The sequence below is a fragment of the Mesorhizobium sp. 1B3 genome (genome assembly GCF_050958605.1).
Taxonomy (GTDB): Bacteria; Pseudomonadota; Alphaproteobacteria; order Rhizobiales; family Rhizobiaceae.
This window is the reverse complement of record NZ_JBJHDO010000001.1, coordinates 1-17,148: the sequence shown is the minus strand read 5'-3', so window position 1 is coordinate 17,148 and position 17,148 is coordinate 1. Positions and strand designations below refer to the sequence as shown.

Annotated in this window: 16 protein-coding genes; 3 read left to right on the top strand and 13 right to left on the bottom strand. The window is 62.6% G+C overall.

All coding sequences use genetic code 11. From position 1 onward, the window contains the following. Positions 1-2: 2 nt before the first annotated feature. From ACCO56_RS00080 to ACCO56_RS00070, 3 genes are read left to right on the top strand one after another with little or no spacing between them, the layout of a single operon-like run. Entirely contained in the window at positions 3-818 is an 816-nt protein-coding gene (locus ACCO56_RS00080) for an enoyl-CoA hydratase/isomerase family protein (protein ID WP_433636449.1), read from the top strand. Then, the gene (locus ACCO56_RS00075) at positions 818-1,522 is read left to right on the top strand and encodes a TetR/AcrR family transcriptional regulator (protein ID WP_433636447.1); all 705 of its coding nucleotides are present in this window, start codon (positions 818-820) and stop codon (positions 1,520-1,522) included. The genes ACCO56_RS00080 and ACCO56_RS00075 overlap by 1 nt, the downstream gene beginning before the upstream one ends. A 49-nt stretch (positions 1,523-1,571) precedes the next feature. After that, positions 1,572-3,122 (top strand): class I adenylate-forming enzyme family protein, encoded by a 1,551-nt coding sequence (locus tag ACCO56_RS00070; protein WP_433636446.1) that lies wholly within the window; start codon positions 1,572-1,574, stop codon positions 3,120-3,122. An 86-nt stretch (positions 3,123-3,208) separates the two neighbouring features. On the opposite strand, the gene ACCO56_RS00065 is transcribed toward ACCO56_RS00070, so the two are convergent. The 13 genes from ACCO56_RS00065 to ACCO56_RS00005 all read right to left on the bottom strand — a co-directional run. Next, entirely contained in the window at positions 3,209-3,409 is a 201-nt protein-coding gene (locus ACCO56_RS00065) for a hypothetical protein (RefSeq protein ID WP_433636445.1), read from the bottom strand. A gap of 303 nt (positions 3,410-3,712) precedes the next feature. Next, positions 3,713-5,212, bottom strand: a complete 1,500-nt coding sequence (locus ACCO56_RS00060; protein ID WP_433636443.1) for a sugar ABC transporter ATP-binding protein — start codon at positions 5,210-5,212, stop codon at positions 3,713-3,715. Beyond that, positions 5,209-6,324: a strictosidine synthase gene (locus tag ACCO56_RS00055; protein WP_433636441.1), complete on the bottom strand. Its 1,116-nt coding sequence runs from the start codon at positions 6,322-6,324 to the stop codon at positions 5,209-5,211. Before ACCO56_RS00055 ends, ACCO56_RS00060 begins: the two co-directional genes overlap by 4 nt. Then, complete coding sequence (locus ACCO56_RS00050) at positions 6,321-8,444, bottom strand: ABC transporter permease (protein WP_433636439.1); 2,124 nt, start codon at positions 8,442-8,444, stop codon at positions 6,321-6,323. The genes ACCO56_RS00055 and ACCO56_RS00050 overlap by 4 nt, the downstream gene beginning before the upstream one ends. A gap of 74 nt (positions 8,445-8,518) precedes the next feature. Further along, on the bottom strand, positions 8,519-9,544 hold the full coding sequence (locus tag ACCO56_RS00045; RefSeq protein WP_433636438.1) for a sugar ABC transporter substrate-binding protein: 1,026 nt from the start codon (positions 9,542-9,544) through the stop codon (positions 8,519-8,521). A gap of 40 nt (positions 9,545-9,584) precedes the next feature. After that, on the bottom strand, positions 9,585-10,553 hold the full coding sequence (locus ACCO56_RS00040; protein ID WP_433636436.1) for an ABC transporter permease: 969 nt from the start codon (positions 10,551-10,553) through the stop codon (positions 9,585-9,587). Between the two features lie 219 nt (positions 10,554-10,772). Next, entirely contained in the window at positions 10,773-11,777 is a 1,005-nt protein-coding gene (locus tag ACCO56_RS00035) for a DUF7064 domain-containing protein (protein WP_433636434.1), read from the bottom strand. Continuing rightward, entirely contained in the window at positions 11,774-12,220 is a 447-nt protein-coding gene (locus ACCO56_RS00030; RefSeq protein WP_433636432.1) for a MaoC family dehydratase, read from the bottom strand. The genes ACCO56_RS00035 and ACCO56_RS00030 overlap by 4 nt, the downstream gene beginning before the upstream one ends. 10 nt (positions 12,221-12,230) lie before the next feature. Then, positions 12,231-13,433 (bottom strand): acyl-CoA dehydrogenase family protein, encoded by a 1,203-nt coding sequence (locus ACCO56_RS00025; protein WP_433636430.1) that lies wholly within the window; start codon positions 13,431-13,433, stop codon positions 12,231-12,233. Between the two features lie 13 nt (positions 13,434-13,446). Then, positions 13,447-15,066, bottom strand: coding sequence for an AMP-binding protein (locus tag ACCO56_RS00020; RefSeq protein WP_433636428.1), 1,620 nt, complete (start codon positions 15,064-15,066; stop codon positions 13,447-13,449). Positions 15,067-15,094: 28 nt separating this feature from the next. Beyond that, on the bottom strand, positions 15,095-15,565 hold the full coding sequence (locus ACCO56_RS00015) for a hypothetical protein (protein WP_433636427.1): 471 nt from the start codon (positions 15,563-15,565) through the stop codon (positions 15,095-15,097). Continuing rightward, positions 15,562-16,644 (bottom strand): phosphotransferase family protein, encoded by a 1,083-nt coding sequence (locus ACCO56_RS00010; protein WP_433636425.1) that lies wholly within the window; start codon positions 16,642-16,644, stop codon positions 15,562-15,564. Before ACCO56_RS00010 ends, ACCO56_RS00015 begins: the two co-directional genes overlap by 4 nt. Further along, positions 16,641-17,148 (bottom strand): TRAP transporter small permease (locus ACCO56_RS00005; RefSeq protein ID WP_433636422.1); only part of this gene is annotated, 508 nt, incomplete at its 5' end. The genes ACCO56_RS00010 and ACCO56_RS00005, both read right to left, overlap by 4 nt.

The window sequence follows — 17,148 nt, the reverse complement described above, 5'->3', positions numbered from 1 at the left end:
TCATGACCGAGCAGGAGGTGGGGGCGCCCGCGGAACTGGACTGGCCGGCTGCGCAAATCGCACGCATTACGCTGACACGCGCGTCTTCTCACAACACGCTGACCGCCGAACTCCTCGGCACGCTCAATCGGCTGCTTGACGAGGCTTCGCAGCGCGGCGCGCGGGTGCTTGTCGTCACCGGATCCGGCAAGACGTTCTGCGGCGGCGCCCACATCAAATACTTCACGGATAACGGGTCGCCGCTCCACCGGAACCCCCGAGCGATCCGGGACGACTATGTCCTGCCGATCGTGCGGACCTTCCGCAGGCTGAGGGACGCGCCATTCGTGACGGTAGCCGCGATCAATGGATTCGCCCTGGGAGGTGGCTGCGAGCTGGCTCTTTCCTGCGACTTCCGGATCATGGCCGACCACGCCAGGATCGGGCTCACGGAAACCAGACTTGGCGCACTCGCCGGCGCCGGCGGCGTCCAGTCGCTGGCGCATGTCCTTGGTCGTGCCAAAGCGCTGGAGGTAGCCCTTCTCGGAGAACAACTGGGGGCGGCCGAGGCGAAGGCCCTGGGGCTCGTGAACGCGGTCCATCCGGCGCACGAGCTTGACGAGGCAACGACGGCGTTTGCACGGCGTTTCCTGCTCTGCAGTCCCATTTCCGTTGCGGAGACCAAGCGAGCCTTGTATCGCTGCGAAACCGCAGGGGCGGACGAGGCCGACCGAATCGCGCTCGATGCGGTCGCGGCTGCCGCCTCGGGTCCGGAATGGTGGGAAGGTATGTTGGCCTTCACTGAAAAGAGGCCTGCGGGCTTCCGGATGGAGGGTTGATGAGCAACGGAACAGGGCGTCGGCAGGTCTTCCGGCTGTCGAGAGAACGGCGTGTCGCCGACATCATGACAGCCGCACGATCGGTGTTTCGCGAAAAGGGATACGAGGATGCCCCTCTCTCCGAAATAGCCGAACTGGCGAATGTCGTCGAAGGCAGCATCTACCGCTACTTCGAAAACAAACGCGACCTGCTCGTCAAGGTGATCGAGGATTGGTACGAGTCGATGCTTGCCGACTACGACCAGCAGCTTTCAGGCATACAGGGCACACGCAACCGTCTGCGCTTCATGATCTGGCGTCATCTCAAGACGATCCATGAGGAGCCGGCCCTGTGCAACCTGATGTTCCAGTTTCTGAGGACGGGCAACGATTACAGCCACACCGCAGTCTATGAGCTCAACCGCCAGTACACCCGCCGCACCCTGGATATCGTCAAGGAGGGGATCGACGCCGGCGAACTTCGCGAGGACGTGCCGCTTCGACTGGTACGCGACCTGATCTACGGCTGCGTCGAGCACCGCACCTGGGCCTATCTGCGCGGCGAAGGAGATTTCGAACCGGATGCCACCGCCGATGCCGTCGTCGATCTCGTTTTGAGCGGGCTTCAGAAGCGGCGGCCGGCAGAAACACAGCCGGACTTTGCCGAGCGCATCGAGAACGCAGTCGCCAGATTGGAGCGCGCGGCCGCCAGGGTCGGCCCCTGAACGACGGCAGAAACGCCAACCGAATTTGCACCGCAGGGAGGAGACTGGGATGCATTCATCGACATCGGACATCGCTTGGCGCGACGATATCGCCGCCGCAGGCAGATTGACCGTCCACGGGCTTTTCCGCGCCTGCGTCCGCCGCGATCCCGGGAGCGTAGCCATACGCACCAGGACCGCGGAGGTGACTTACCGGGAATTGGACCAACGTGTCTTGCGCCTCGCTTCGGCACTTTCCGAGCTCGGCGTTTCGCGTGGGTCACGCGTCGCGCTCCTTTCCGAAAACCGTCTCGAATATGCCGAGATCGAACTCGCCGCCGCCTGCCTCGGTGCGATCGTGGCCTGCCAGAATTGGCGCCTTGCGCCCAGCGAACTCCAACACTGCATCGATCTCGTGGAACCCGTTCTCATCCTGGCATCGGAACGGTTTGCCGCCACCGCACGCGGTCTCGACCTTCGCGGCCAGCGCCTTCTCGTCATCGAGGACGATTATGAAGCTCTGCTCGCCGACGCGCGGCCGCTGGATTCCTTGCCGCATGTCGATCCGGAAGATGGGATCGTCATCCTCTACACCAGCGGCACCACCGGCCTGCCGAAGGGGGCGCTGATAAGCCATCGGGCGCAGTTGGCCCGCAACATGTTGCTGCGCGTCGACATGCACGCCAGGGAAAGCGACGGTTTTGTCGCCTGGGCGCCGATGTTCCATATGGGATCCACAGACCAGGTGCTTGGCGCGCTGATGTCAGGCGCCACAGTCCACATCGTCGACGGTTTCGACCCGGACATGATCGTCGACGCCATGGAACGCTATGAGCTCGGATGGATGCTGCTGATGCCGGGCTCGATCGAGCCGGTCGTCGAAATCCTGCAGCGTACCGGCCGTCGCCCGAGAAGCATCCGCGCCGTTGGAGCGATGGCCGACCTCGTTCCGAAGCACCTGATCGCGGAGCTCTCCCGCCTCTCCGGCGCGCCTTATCTCAACAGCTTCGGCTCGACGGAAACAGGACTTGCGCCTGCCTCTTCCTGCCTGCTTGCTTCCGGCGTCATGCCGACGAGCCTCTCGAAGCGCAAGAGTGCCTTCTGCGACCTGCGCCTTGTCGATCCCGACGGCATGGACGTGCCGGACGGCGAACCCGGCGAGGCCGCCGTGCGTGGTCCGACCGTATTCAGCGGATACTGGAACGCGGCCGAAACCAATGCCCGCGATTTTCGGGACGGCTGGTTTCGCATGGGGGATCTCTTCCGCCGCAACGCCGACGGCAGCTACGATTTCGTCGACCGCGCAAAATACATGATCAAGTCAGGCGGCGAGAACATCTACCCCGCCGAGATCGAACGGGTGCTGCTTTCCGATCCACGCGTCAGCGACGCGATCGTGGTACGGCAGAAGGACGACCGTTGGGGAGAAGTGCCCGTGGCATTCATTTCCCGCAAGGACGACAGCCTGTCGGAGAATGATGTCGAAAGTCTCTGCAGACGAGAGCTTGCCGGCTACAAGCGACCGAAAGCGGTTCATTTCATCCGCTTCGAGGATTTTCCGCGCAGCACCACCGGCAAGATCCTGCGCCACGAGATGGAAACGCGGTTGCGCGGCGCCTGATACGATTGGCGCTGACCTTGGCCGGTCGCGAGTTGTCCTCATTGTCCTGCCGGGAATTTCTCCCCGCGCATGGGTGGCCATCGGGTTCACGCATTTGGGCGGTACGGGATGATGGCTGCTGTCATTGCCGTTCGGCCAGTCCGTTCTGCACCGTTGGGTGAGTTGCCCGAATGGAACGGAATGGATCCTCGGATCAGCTCGCCCGCTGGCGCGGGCTCCCGTCCGAGGATGACGACCGCGTTGAAGCCCTGCCCCCAATCGCCAACGTTGGCGATCGGCATCGACATAAAAGCTTCGTCCTCCTTGGGCCGGCGCCGAGCGAAGCGATGGCGACGTGACCCGAGGATCCATTCCGTTCCATTCGGGCAACCCACCCAACGGTGCAGGACGAGAGGGCGGAACCGGCGCCAGCACCATCCGCTCTTCGAGCCTTTCATGCATTGTGCGAGGTATTTCACCATCCAAGGTGCCCTCGCCACCCGCCGATGCCGGGTGATTGGCGGCAGCGGACACGCATCGTCCGTCTCCCCGTTCCTTCACGGGGAGACGATGCCGTCACTCAGATGAGGGGCTAAGCAGCAAGCAGCGGATCAATGAACCGCCGCATACATGATCTTCTCTTCCGTCGCTTCCGACGGCGCGAATTCCTCGACTACGCGGCCTGAGCGGCAGACAAGGATGCGATCGGAGAGATTGAGGATCTCCGGCAGGTAGGACGAGATCACGATCACCGCGAGACCGTCGTCGGCCAACTGGTTGATGAACTGGTGGATCTCGGCGATCGCACCGACATCCACGCCGCGCGTCGGCTCGTCGAAGATGATGATCTTCGGTTTTTGCACGAGCGATTTGGAGATGACGACCTTCTGCTGGTTTCCGCCCGAAAGCTCGATCACGCGCGCATTCTTGTTGATTGCCCGGATGTTCAAAACCTTCGTCCAATCGGCCGCGAGCGAGCGCATCTCTGCCATATTGACCACCGCGCCACCAGTCAGTCCGGCGGCTAGCGCTCCCATGTAAAGGTTCTCGGGAATGGTCATCGTCTCGAAGAAACCTTCGATCTTGCGATCCTCGGTGACGTAGACGATCCCGTCGCGCACGGCTTGTCGTGGGACGCGATAACGGATCGACCGATCGCGTAGCCGTATCTCTCCTCCGTTGAAGAAATTCCGCTTCACGACACCGGCGACGATCTTGGCCACCTCGGTGCGCCCGGAGCCGATCAGCCCGAACATTCCCGTGATTTGTCCGCTGTAGACCGAAAACGAGGTGTTGCGCACGATCATGCCCATGGACACGTTCTGCACGCTCAGCACCTTTTCGCCGACCGGCCTCGGTTCCTGCCCGGATTCACGCCGATAGAGCGAGGCCGACAAAAAACGACCGACCATCGCCCGGATAATCTTGTCGCGGTCGAACGCCTTGGCTTCGTCGCTCGCGACCAGTTCCCCGTCGCGTAGCACCGTGATGTGGTCTGCGATCGCAAGCGCCTCCTCGAGAGCATGTGAAATGAAAATGATGGAGACGCCTCGCCGCTTGAGCCGCTCCACCAGCGCGAAGAAATGGTGCTTCTCCTCCGGGGTCAGCGACGCCGTGGGCTCGTCGAAGATGATGACCTCGACGTTCTTGCGCACGGCGCGGGCGATCTCGACCATCTGCTTGTGCGCGGCCCCGAGAGAGGAAACCAGCGCGGTCGGATTCACGTTGAAGTTGAGGGATTGCAGGAAGGTCTGCGCGGCGATGTTGAGGCCGCGAATCCGATTGAAGAGGTTCTCGTCGCCAAGATAGAGGTTCTGCGCCACCGTCATCGACGGCACCAGGCTCGTCTCCTGGAAGACCATGGCGACGCCGTTGTCGAGAGCCTCGGCTGGGGTCTGGAACAATACTGGCCTGCCGTTGAGCATCATTTCGCCGCTGGTAGCCTGCGTGACGCCGCACATCATCTTGGTGAGCGTCGATTTGCCGGCGCCGTTTTCTCCCAGGAGGGCGTGAATCTCGCCCTTTCGAAGCACGAAATTCACGTTGGTTACGGCCGGCACGCCGCGATACTCCTTGGTGACGCTCCTCATTTCGATAAGCGGCTGCATCATGCTCCTCCAACGTCCGGCGAGAGGCGCCCGTGAGGGCCGGCGTCGATCTCCAAGATCGCATTGCCTCCCTTGGAAGCCGCCAGCGCCCTCCCTTCGAACGGAAGACAGGTGAACACGCCGTGGCGCGTGCCGTCGGCGCGACTGTGGTACGACATGACCGGCCGAAAGGCGTCGTCGAGCCTGACAACGAGACCATAAGAGCGGGTCGGCGCCCACGGCTTCAGCATGCCGAGGTGCTTTTGGGCACCGCCCTGCAGCGGCTCCAGGAACGTGGCGGACGGCTTCAGCGACGGCGCAGCCCAATAGGCCTCGTCGACTTCCGACGTCATCCTGGCGAGGAAGGCAGGCTCGCGCTGGATGAATTCGATGATCTGGTTACGGGGCGCGAACACGGCAAGCCAGTATCCTCCGGCGGGATCGCGATGGATGCGTGCGGGATATCCGGGGAGATCGGCAAGGACGGTCTCGGGCGGCCCGCCTTCGGCCACGGCAACCAGGCGATGACGCCAGCTTTCGGATACCACGACCCGCCCATCCTGAGCCGAAGAGAGGCCGAGGGGCCAACCGAGTTGGGTAGCGAGTAGCGTTTGCCGGCCGCCCTCGAGCGCGAGCCGCCATACCGCCCCGTCGCTCCGGCGCTCCATAAGGTCTCGCTTCCACTCGGTGTGGGCGCGCTCGGCCGATCCCTGCGCGACGATGAGTTCACGTTCAGAGGGAAAGCAAAGCGCAGTGATGCAACTGACCGGCCCCTTCCCGATCCTGTCCAGCACCACGCGCGAGCCGTCGCGGTCGAGAATCACGATGCCGCCTTCGGCGAGCGCGATGGCGATCCGGCCGTTTGGCGATGCCGCGATCGCGGTCACGTTCGAACCGAATTCGGCCACAAGCTGGGAATTCCCGTCCTTGCTTAAACGGAGGATCTTGCCCTCGCTGGAGAAGAGCAGTCCCTCCCCGTCCCGGGCAAGGTCGTCGGGTGCTTCGACCTGGAGAAGCAGTCGGGCCTCCTCGATAAGGCGGTTCGGCCGGAGCGCACCGTCCATCGGCGGCACGGTGACCGCTGCTTCGCCGCTGCCGCGGAAATTATCCCATGCCCTCCTTAACGCGCCGATCACGAGTGTTTCTCCCAATAATCCGCAAGCGAGGTCCAGGTCGTATCCACGTTCGGGATACGGTACTTGCCGACGCGATTGTTGTAGATGCCGCCCAGGTAGAGAAAGCCCTTGTGCTCGCGGATCGACGTGATCATCGGGTGCGCCTCTCCTCCAAGATCCCAGAGCACATTGAGCACGTTTCCTTCGGCGTCGAACTTGATGACGCACCCCGTGTTCATGTTGGGGTAGAGCCAGTCGTCGCGGCCGACCTTCTGAACCATGCGCCGTCGGAAGCCCGGCATTGTGAGCGCGAGATCGAAGACGGGGGCGCGCATACCGCAAAGAGCGCACCAGTAGGTGCCGTCGGAGGCACGATTGATATTGTCGGGATATCCGGGCAGGTTGTCGATGACGACTTCTTTCCTCCCCTTCTTGGGCCCATCGAAGTACCAGCGGGTGATCCGGCAGCCCCAGGTTTCGGCGAACAACAGAGACTGTCCGTTCCTTTCGACACAGATTCCATTCGGCAGTTGCAGGTCGGGCAACACCGTGCGCGAGCTGTCGGTGGCCGGGTCGTAGCAGATGATGCGCCCGTTGCCGCGCCCTTCGAGGGCATCCACCATCCAGTCGTACATCTCGTAACGAACCGTCGCCTCGCTGAAAAAAACGCGGCCGTCCGGCGCTATGTCGAGATCGTCGGCGAGGCGCAGGCGGCTGTCGTCGACGACGGAGAGCAGGCTGCGATTGGTTTCGTCGGAAAGCTTGCGGACCTCGCCGTCCGGAGAGATGCGGTAAAGCCCCATGCCGCCCACGCAGGTGTGCAGATTGCCGTCCTTGTCGAAGGCCATGCCGAGCGGATGCCCGCCGATATGCGCGAATATCTCCCAGCGTTTGTGGTCGGGTGCGAAGAAGCGGATGATGTCGCCGTGGCGGCTGCCGCAATAGAGATTGTCATCCTTGTCGAAAATGACGTCCTCGGGCCCATCGAGTTCGCCAAGCCCGATTGCTTCGACCCCGCGCAGCTTGTCGTTGAGGGCATAGGGCGAGCCTGAACCGGCAGCCGTTTCCGGAAGCGGCGGCAGCCGGAAGTAGGTCGGCGAAACATAGGCGCGCGCCAGCACCTTGTGCCTGTTCTTGACCCATCGGACGTCGATTGCCACCGCGCTCAGAAGGATGAGGCCGAGGACCAGCGAGCTGGTGCCGCTGGTAAGACCCATCCGGATGAGGCTGTTCTGAACGAGCAGGATGATGATCGCGCCGAGCATAGCCTTCACGATCGAGCCGCGTCCGCCGCCCAGGCTTATGCCGCCAAGCACCGCGGCCGTCAGCATGGTCACCTCGAGGCCCTTGCCGACATCGGTGCCGGCGCTGGAAAGCCGCGCGGCATAGAAAGTCGCCGCCAGGCCGGTGAGCACTCCTGAAAGGACGTAGGTCAGGCAGATCGTACGCTTGACCTTGATGCCGGCGTTGTAGGCGGACCGGCGCGACCCGCCGACGGCCATGACATGCCAGCCGAAGCGCATGCGCGTCAGAACGACATGCCCTATCAACGCAATAACGGCGGCGACGACGAGGCTGGACGGCACGCCGAAGACCTTGCCTATGGCCATGAATTCCCAGGCTGCGGATGCGTTGAAGCCCCTGCTGATAATCTGGCCGTAGTCGAGCAGGCCCTGGTCCACTATGGCACGCACGATGATCAGCATGACGAGGGTCGTCAGGAAGGCCCTCATGCCGAGATAGCCGATCAGCAAGCCGTTGATCAGACCGATCAATCCGCCGAGCATCATGATCGCCGGTATGCCGATGGCGAGATTGACTTCCATCGAGTTGATGAGAAGCAGCGCCGCCAGGTTGCAAAACGCAAAGACGGAACCGACCGTGAGATCGATGCCGCCGGCCATCATGACGAAGGTGATTCCGACGATGATGATCAGGTACTCGCCGTAGATCTGGGCGATGTCCGACAGGTTCGACCCGCCCAGAAACCCCGGCATGTTGATGCTGAAGAAGGCGAAGACGGCGGCCAGGATGACAACCGGTATCAGCGTATCGATCCAGCTCTTTGAAAGGATCTCGCCGACGAACTTGTCCGGGATGTACCGGTAACGCCAGCGCGTCCAGGTCTCTGACGTTGCCATCTGCGGTCTCTCCATGGGCCGTGACAAAAAGAGGACCGACGCTCGAGGCGCCGGTCCAGGAAGCGCCGGCGAGGTCAGCCGCCGCTCTGCTTCAGCTGGTCAAGAGTCCAGCAGGAGGATGGGTTGAGGTTGTCCTTGGTGATCAGCTTCAGCGGCGTGTAGAGCGCGAAGGGCGCGCTTCCCGGCTCCGGCTTGGTCTGCAGGAGGATCTTCACCGCTGCATTGAGGTCGCGGGCCTGGCCCGGAACATCATAGCTGAAATAGGCATCGAAACTTCCGTTCTCGACGTTGTCGCAGGCGGCCGCCTTGTTGCCGCCTCCCGAGCTCACCATGTAGACCTGATCGAGCATTCCGGCCTCGCGAATGGCGGCCGCGGTTCCGGTATCCTGACCATCCCAGACGCCGAGGATGCCGCATAGGTCAGGGTTCTGCTTCAAGATCGTCGAGGTGATGGCCTGTGCCTTGGCCGGATCGAAATCGGCCGATTGCTTAGCTACGACCTGGATCTCGGGATGTTGGGCGAAAACGTCTTCGATAGCCTGGTTGCCGATGACGATCGTAGGTGTCGCCGCCTGTCCGGTGACGATCGCCACTTTGCCGTTCTTGCCGGAATCCTTGCCGCAGGCCGTCACGATGGCCTCGGCCTGCTTGTATCCCATCTCGTACCAGTCGGCGCCCACATAGGCGTCGCCATTGGTGACCGATTTGAGATTGACCTGGACGATGTTGATACCCTCCTTCATGGCCTTCGGGACCAGCCGGTTATAGGCCTGCTGGTCGAGCGGATGCAGGATGAGGACATCCGGCTTGTCGGCGATGAAGCCGTTCACCGCCTGAACGCCGGCTTCGACGTTCCAATTGGGATCGCGTACATCGACCGTGTAGCCCAGCGCCTTGGCCTGGTTCTGCAGGCCCGCATTCCATCCCTCCGTCAGGTCGAAACCCATCGACAGCGGCACGAACGCCACTTTTTTGCCTTTCATGACCTCGTAGTAGGTCTTGGACTGGCCGTCGTCGTACGGTTCCGACAGGGCTGTGCCGGTCACGACGGCCAGAGCGGCCGTGGCGACCAGCGCCTTCATCAATTTCATTCCTTTCATGTCACTCCTCCACTTTGTGACAGTTGGTTCCCTGACTTGCTTAGATGTCTCCGTGCTGGGCAGTCTGCTCGTCCCGCGGATTGAGCAGAGTGTCGACCACGATCGCCATGAGCAGGATCACGCTCTTGAGAATGCTCTGGACGGTGTAGGTGAGGTTCATGATCGTCATGCCGTTCAAGAGGATGCCGATCAGAAGCGTGCCGACGACGACGTTGCGGATGCCGCCCTTGCCGCCAGACAGGCCGATGCCGCCCAGAACCACGACAAGGATCACGTCGTAGACCATGGTCGACAATGCGAGCCTGGTGTTGATCGCAGCGAGCGCTGTCGCCATCACGATCCCCGCGATCAGCGCGATGATCGATATCAGCACGTATTGGACGACGATCATCGGCCGCACCGGAACACCGGTGACGCGGGCGGCGAGCGGATTGTCGCCCATGCCGTAGATGAAGCGGCCCGCCTTCATGTAGCGAAGGAAGAGGTACGCCGCGAGCGCGACCAGAGCGAACACGATAACGGGAGCGGGCACGCCGAGGAAACGGCCGCTTCCGATGCTGTAGAACCAGGAATCGCCGCGGCCGATATAGACGGCATCGATGGGCGCCATGAATGCCTTGCCGAAGCCGTAGACGACGATGCCCATGGCAAGCGTCGCGAAGATCGCCGGGATCTCCACATAGGCGATCAGGATACCGTTGATGATCCCGACCAGCATGACGAAGCCCAACGCGCACAGCACGGCCAACCAGATCGGCATCCCGCCATTGATGAGGTTGAGCAGCCAGGCGACGGAAACCGGCATTGTCGACAGGATCGAAAGATCGATGCCGCGTCCGATGATCGCGATGGCCATGCCGACCCCGAGGATTCCCAGGATCGACACGTTCTGAACCAGCGACAGCAAATTGCCGGGAGACAGGAAGCCCGGCAGCGCGACCGAGAACATGACAAAGAGCCCGATCGCGATCACCAGGACGATGCGTTCCTGACTAAGGCCTTTCACCATCGGTGTGGTCTCCTCCCACCGCCACGCCCCATAGGCCGGCGAGGTTTAATGAATGATGTTCACTAACTATCGGTCATGTCAACCAAGATTTATGCTTTCCGGCCTCGAAATAGTTTCCTTTAAACAAGCCTTTGCCGATCGTATAGCAAAAGAATATCGTCTTGAGACGTTAGTGAATACGTCTCATTTGTAGCTTGCCGGAGAACGCCAGAGCCTATGTCAGAGTGGAAAGCCGGCGAGCTTCCCGTCCTCGATGCGCTCGATGTATTCCGTCATGCCGTAGCCAACCTGTTCACCCCATCGAAACCGTGTGAACCCCTCGGCGATGCGCGAAACGAGAATCCCGTCGTCGGTCTTCCTGCGATTGCGCAGCGGCGCGAGCCTAAGGATCTCGCCGTCGATGCGGGCCTTCCGGTTGGCTGTGAGAACTCCTAGGCGCACGAAGGACGGGTCCTGTTTATCGGTCCAGTCGGTCGACACTTCGAGATCGAGGATTTCTTCGTACTGTCCGTTCACGAGCAGCACCCCCGTCCGTCTGACATGGCCCGCCTTGTCGGTGATCTTGAGCAGCATCAACCCATCGCCATTCGCGAAATTCGCGATGAAAAGACGATAGAAGTAGATCGCCTGCCAATAGCGCGGCCCCCATGAGTGGTCGCGCCAGCCATGGCCGTCGATCGTCCAGCTTTCCTCGCCGACCCGAATTTCGCCTTTCACCCGACTGTGCTGATTGAAATGCCCCAGGGAAAAGTCGCGCCCGTACATGGTCTGAACGGTGTCATCCACCGGCTCGCCACCGTGGACAGGTGATTTCGCGATATGTTCCCAGGAGACGAGACCAGGCAGCCGCGGGCCCTTGGCGAACAACGCGCCGGGGTCACGCAGATCGTCCGGGTTCTCGACGATGATGAGATCTCCGCTGTAGGTCATCGACACGCTGCGCAGCGGTTCGTTGACCGTGTAGCTGAGACCACCGGCAGCGAAGCCGTCGTTGCTGCCGATCGTCGGGCGCTGGAACTGGCATGCGATACGCCCGTCGGGTAGATAAAGGCAGACCGACAGCTCGGCATACCCTTCGTTTGCCCGATTCCCGAGCCGCATCCATCCGCCGACCGGGGAAGTCGCGTCGAAGCCGTTTGTATAGACGCTTTCGTTGAAGTTGATCGAACCGTCAGGCCTGTGCATCAGTTCGTGCTCTGGCCTCATGATGAATTTGTCGCTCATTCCAACGCCTCCCGGGCCTCGTCGGAGCGAACGATGACCATCATCCGTCCGCGTTGAATCTGCTCGTCGCGCTGGTTGAGAACCTCGAACGCGAATGTTGCCAGGCTGCGTCCCTCCTTGGAGGTCGGCCGGACAGCCTCGACCGTCACCTTCGATCGGATCGTGTCTCCGATTTTCACCGCCCCGGAAAAATCCCAGTTGAGATTGACCAGACCGATCACCCGCTCGCCGAACAGCCCGGTCTGCGTCGCCATGCCGATGGCGGTCGCCATCGAATGAGGGCCATGGGCGATGCGGGACTTGTGAGGCGACGCCTGCGCGAAGGTCTCGTCGACATGGATGGGCGTGAAGTCGCCGACGAGACCGGCAAAAAGAGCGATGTCGCCCTCGCCGATCGTCCGTCCGGGCGTCATGACCGTCTGGCCTGTTTTCAGTGGTGGCATGATCTTCCTTTCAATGCTGTCGCGCCAGTTCCGCGCGAGCGAGCGCTTCCCGATGAACCTCGTCGGGGCCATCGCCGATGCGCAGGAACCGGGTTTCGGCAAATGCTTCCGCGAGAAAGAAATCCTGCGAAAGCCCTGCGCCGCCATGAACCTGGATGGCGCGATCGATGACTGCGCCGGCGATCGTCGGCACGACGATCTTGGCGACCGCGATCTCGTTGCGGGCAGCCTTGTTGCCGACCTTGTCCATCGTCCAGGCCGCCCGCAGCGTGACCAGCCGCGCCTGCTCGATGTCGCAGCGCGATTGTCCGATGGCCTGCCGGACCGCGCCCATCTCGGCAAGCGTCGAACCGAAGGCTACGCGCTCCCGAGCGCGCGCGCACATGATCTCCAGGGCACGCTCGGCCAGCCCGATGAAACGCATGCAGTGGTGGATGCGTCCAGGTCCGAGCCTTCCCTGAGCGATTTCGAAGCCTCGCCCCTCGCCGAGAAGCATGTTCTCGGCGGGAACTCTCACATTGTCGAAGACGACCTCGCCATGCCCCAGTGGGGCGTGCTCGTATCCGTAGACGCTGAGCGGCCGCTCGACCGTGACACCAGGGCTGTCCATCGGCACCAGGATCATCGATTGCTGCAAGTGCTTGGCCGCCGCGGGGTCGCTCTTGCCCATGACGATGGCCACCTTGCAGCGTTGCGAAGGGGCGCCGGTGACCCACCACTTGCGGCCGTTGACGACATAATGGTCGCCGTCGCGGCGGATCTGCGTTTCGATATTGGTTGCGTCGGACGACGCGACCTTCGGCTCGGTCATCGCGAAACAGGACCGGATTTCGCCGGCGAGCAGCGGCTTGAGCCATCGCTCCTTCTGCGTCTCTGTGCCATAGGCCGCGAGCAGTTCCATGTTGCCGACATCGGGAGCGTTGCAGTTGAATATTTCCGGCGCCGCCAGGGAACGCCCGAGAACCTCGCAAAGCTGGGAGTACTCCCAGTTGGTCAGTCCCTGTCCCTCGGGGCCGTGGTTGTAGAATAGGTTCCAGAGCCCCTGCGTCCTGGCCTTTTCCGTCAGGGCGACGGCGAGCGGACGGGGCGCCCACTTCTCCGCCTCGGCCGGCGGGGCCAGCAACGCCCGCTCGTTGGGATAGATGTGCTCACGCATGAAAGCTTCGAGGCGATCGCGCAAGCCGCGTGCATGGGGAGAAAGTTCGTCAAACATCAAAATCCCCCCGTCAAGCGCTCTTGAGCCCGACCTTCTCACGCTTCACGACGATGCCCGCGGCATCCCGATCCCACGTATCGGCGGTCACCCCCTGTTCGCGAAGCTTGACCTTCTCGACCTTGGCCGTCGGTGTCCGCGGCAAGGCGTCGACGACGCGCACGTAGCGGGGGATCATGAAGTGGGCCATGCGGGGACGCAGGAACTCGATAAGCTCGGCAGGGTCGAAGCTGGCTTCGTCCTTGAGCGCGACGACGGCCATGACCTCGTCCTCGGCGATCTCGCTTTTCACCGCGACAGCGGCAGCCTCCCGCACGGCGGGATGCGACAGCACTTCCGACTCGACCTCGAAGGACGAGATGTTCTCGCCGCGCCGGCGAATCGCATCCTTCAGCCGGTCGACGAAATAGAAGTTGCCCGCCTCGTCGCGCCGGAACCCGTCGCCAGTGTGGAACCAGCCGTTTCGCCAGGCCGCGGCAGTCGCTTCCGCATTCGCGGCGTAGCCATGATTCATCGCCCAGGGGCAGTCGGTCCGGACCACCATTTCGCCGACCGCCTCGACGGGCACCTCGCAATCGTTTTCGTCGACGAGACGCACCTGGACCCCGGCGCGCGGCTTGCCGGCACTGCCGAGCGCCGTGGGGTTGGGTTCCGAGACGATGGGCATGCTGATCTCGGTCATGTTGAAATGGGTATGCACCTCGGTACCGAAACGTTGGTGGAATTTCAGCGCGGTATCATTGAGAGGCACGTAGGTGCAGGTCCGCAGCGTGTGATTCCTGTCGTCCTCGCTTGCCGGGCGTTTCAGGAGAAACCCGCCCATGACTCCCAACAGGATGGCTGTCGTGATGCCGGTGCGGCGGACCGTGGGCCAGAACGCTTCGGTATCGAACGCGTCGACCATGACGATCGAACCGCCATGGATCAGCATTGCCGTGACCGGCATGACGCCGCCGGAATGGAACATCGGCAGGTTGATCATGTAGCGGTCGTCGGAACGAAGGAACGGCGCGGCCGCGGCCATGCTGTAGAGATGGACATAGGAAGACATCACCCCCTTCGACGGTCCGGTCGTGCCAGAGGTGAAGATGATCGACTGCATGTCCCAGGGCGCGATCGCGCGCTCCAACGTGGGCGGGTTCACATTTTGCGAGGCAAGCTTGTCGGCCTGATGGACCTTCAACCCGGCCACGTCGCTTCCCTGGCCGCCCAGGACGACGATTTCTTCCAGCCTGTTCAACTCGATTTCCCCAAGACGCTGGTGAAGGTCGGCATGGACGATGCCGAGGCGCGCTTCCGACAGCTTGACAGCATGCCTCAGGAGATTGCCGCGATAGGCGAGGTTCAACGGCACGAAAACGGCGCCGAGATAGTTGAGGCCGAACCAGACCTTGAGGCAGTCCGCGCTGTTGGGAAGCCAGCACATGACGCGCTCGCCCTGCCGCACTCCGAGTGCGCGCAGCGCGTTCGCGGTGGTGACTGCCTGGCGCAGCGTTTCAGCATAGGTCCACTCCGACCCGTCCGCGAAGGTCGCGAAGACCTTTTCCGGCTGGACCGAGGCCCAGCGCTTGAGCATGTAGCGCTGGACGCACGCCTCGGGCGCGGGCATCCGTGGATCGAGATGATATTCCATGGTCCACCTCCCGTGGTCCCGTTCTTGATCAGGTATTTGCCGTGTCGCCGCTCGCGATTTCGGCAAAGAGCGGCTTGCGCGTTATCTTCATCTCGGCCGTCATCTCGTCGTGGAGATGGGCCTTGATCAGCCCCGCCGCACGACTACATTCCGGCTCGTCCCGGCGCGGCCACACAAAGGCGATGGCCTCGCAGATCGCGGCGTCCAGCCGGCCCTTGAGGACCAGCAAATCTTCGGCCGTCGCCGGTGTCTGCTCGACGATCGGCTGCGCCTTCACCTCGGGCACCGTCCGAGCGATCTCTTCGAGAAGGCGGCGTTTCGCCTCGACCAGATCCTGGAGCGGCGCCTGCGCCCATTCGACTCTCGGCGCGATGTTGTTCAGAAGGTCGATGACACCGACAGCCTGACCTCGTGCAAAGGAATCCGAGACGTGCGGGATCACGTCGCTGCGCATCGTTGCGATGATGCCCTCGATCATCCTGGAAAGAGGAACATTCATGATGCGCGTTCCATTGCGGATTCCACTTGAAGGAGCATGCGCGGGATCTGCGCGCCCATCCCGGCCATGCGCAGGTCGTTGAAGCCGCGCCGGGCGAAACAGTCCGTGGCTCCGTAGTGCATGACGGCCAGCTTGAACGTGCCGAACGCTTCCCAATAAGCCATGTCGGCGAGCGAGACCTCGTGCCCCGTCAGGACGGCATATCGGTCTCGCAATTCCTCGCGTTCGAAGAAGTGGCACATATAGGGCGAGCGCCCACGCCAAGCCTGGAGGCAGACCCAGCCCAGGTCCTCGACCGGGTCGCCGAGACGCACCAACTCCCAGTCGAGGATGGCCGTGATGCGACCGTCGACTTCCAGGAAATTGCCGATGCGGAAGTCGCCATGTGTGATCGAGATCCTTGCCGCGACCGGTGCGCGTTCGCGCAACCAGGCCGCAGCCAGCTCGAGCATCGGAATACGGTCCGGCGACCAATTTTGGAGCAGTTCCATCCAATGGTCGACCTGCGTAGCGGCCGTTCGTTTCACATCCTTGGTGCCGTCGATCGTCGCGACGGGCGTGTCGCGCCATTCAAAGCGGTGCAGGGCGGCCAAGGCGCCCACGAACTGCGTGCCGAGCTGGATTCGTCGCCGCTCGTCGAAAGCCGGTCCGCCATCGTGCGTCCACGGTATGGGCGCCTCACCGGGAACGAGATCGCAGACGAAGAACGGCGCCCCCAGGACGGAGGTGTCGTCGCTGTACCAGTAGACACGCGGGACAGGAACGGTGCTGTTCTCAAGCTCTCGAAGCGTGACGAATTCCGGATAGGCGCGATAGGGTCCGAAAATCCCCGCGGGTGGACCGGCGCGCAGAATGAGGTCGCGTTCCACGGCCTGACCGCTTTCGAGCCAGCGAGCGCGGAAACCGTAGGTCACCCAGGAGAAGCCTACTGTAAAGCGCCTGAGCGGCCCAATCTCGACCGGTGCACCGGTTTGGTCGCGGATGAAGCCGGCCAGCACGCCGCGTATCGTCTCGACATCGGTCGGGTCGAAAGTTTCGGTCAATGCCGCGGAGGGCGAAGGGCTGGCGGAGGCGGTCATACTGCCGAACTCCCGTGGAACGCCGGCTCGTCGGCGGCGGCCTCGAGGCCCAGGACCCGTCTGACATCGCGGTAGAGCAGCCGGCCCATCTCCAGCAGCATCAGCCCGAAAGCGAGCGGCATCATCACGAGGATCGGCCACAACGGCCAGAACGAGGTGCCGATCTGCATCGTCCGGTTCGACTGGATGCTGGTCCAGACGAAGCGGACGATGTACCACATGAACACGGCGTAGACGGCGATCTCGACGGCCGTCACCAGGGCCGCGACGATGGCCCGCCGGCGCGGCGGCTGCGCATCGGCCAGGGTCTCCAAGCGCGGAAACATGCCTTCGCGATGCGCGATCGGCAACGCCCAGAAGACCAGCAGCGGGAAGATGATGCGCTCGACGATGTTGTAGGCGCCGGGGATGAGGTCGGCCTGCAGGAAGTAGCGTCCGGCGACGCTGATCACCGTCACCATCATCATCAGGAACAGCATGGAACCGGCGCCGATCGCGGCAAGC